The organism is Microbacterium sp. Bi128 (genome assembly GCF_918698205.1).
In genome coordinates, this window is sequence record NZ_CAKKMM010001639.1 from 1 (window position 1) to 1,054 (window position 1,054).

The 1,054-nt window shown below is 66.1% G+C and carries 2 protein-coding genes; one reads left to right on the top strand and one right to left on the bottom strand.

Annotated features, from left to right (window positions below; all coding sequences use genetic code 11):
* A partial coding sequence (locus tag LQV45_RS35150) for a GNAT family N-acetyltransferase (protein ID WP_230012654.1) occupies nucleotides 1-401 on the top strand: 401 nt, incomplete at its 5' end.
* A gap of 303 nt (nucleotides 402-704) precedes the next feature.
* Here the strand turns inward: LQV45_RS35150 and LQV45_RS35155 are convergent.
* Nucleotides 705-1,040, bottom strand: a complete 336-nt coding sequence (locus tag LQV45_RS35155) for a hypothetical protein (RefSeq protein ID WP_230012656.1) — start codon at nucleotides 1,038-1,040, stop codon at nucleotides 705-707.
* Nucleotides 1,041-1,054 lie beyond the last annotated feature (14 nt).

Below are 1,054 nucleotides of genomic sequence, written 5' to 3' on the forward strand. Positions count from 1 at the left end.
TCGGGCACGCCGCGCTCGTCTTCGACGGCGACGACGCGATCGCGTGGTGCGAGTACGGCAGTCCGGTCGAGCTGCCGCGCATCTATCACCGCAAGGAGTACGACGCGGGCGAGACTGAGCCGGCACCGTGGCGCATCACATGCTTCTTCGTCGACCGCGACCACCGACGTTCGGGAGTGGCACGGGAGGCGCTGGATGGCGCGCTCGAGCTGATCGCGCAGGCCGGCGGGGGCGAGGTGGTCTCGTTCCCCAACGAGCTCGCCCCGGGCAAGAGGACGTCGTCCTCATTCCTCCACAACGGTACGAGGGCCATGTTCGAGAAGGCTGGATTCACGTTCGAGCGTCACATCGGCAAGAGCAAGACCGTGATGCGCAAGATGGTCCCGCCGGCCGGCGGCTGACGCTGGGTTCGCACGGGCTGGTCACGACGGCGTCAGGTTCGGCTCGCCGCCCTCTCGATCGCCGCCCTTGAGATCCCGCAACATCAACGACACTCAGAGTGTTCGAAAACAGGGTCGTCGCCGGGACTCTCCTGAACGAACCCGAGACGCCCCGAACCGTGCGGATATTGGCCGCAAGCCAATCCACGACTAGCGTTGGCCAACAAACCGGACCGATTCCGACACCGACCGCTGACGGTCCCCTTGCGGGCGGCCTGCCTCATAACCCCGGTGCCTCGAAACCCATGCCGCGCATGACGTGGGTTACTTGGCGCAGGCGTCCTGAAGGGCCTTGACGGATTCGGCCGGAACCTGGTCGCCGGAGTCGGCGATCTGGCGCAGCGGGGTGGTGATCTCAGCGGGTGCACCCGCGGCTTCCGCGCTGGTGACAAGACCGCCCAGCAGTTCCTTGTCCTTGGCGCTGACCAGGCCGTTCTTCACGATGGCGCAGGCCTGCTTCTTCACTTCATTGCCGGCCGCCGTCGCAGCCCGTGACGCCCCGTCGTTGACGGCCTTTTCGGTAGCGTCCTGTACTTGCCCACAGCCGGTAAGTCCGATCAAGAAGGCGGCAGCGGCAAGGGCGGCGAGACGTCGTTTCATCCACCCACCCTAAC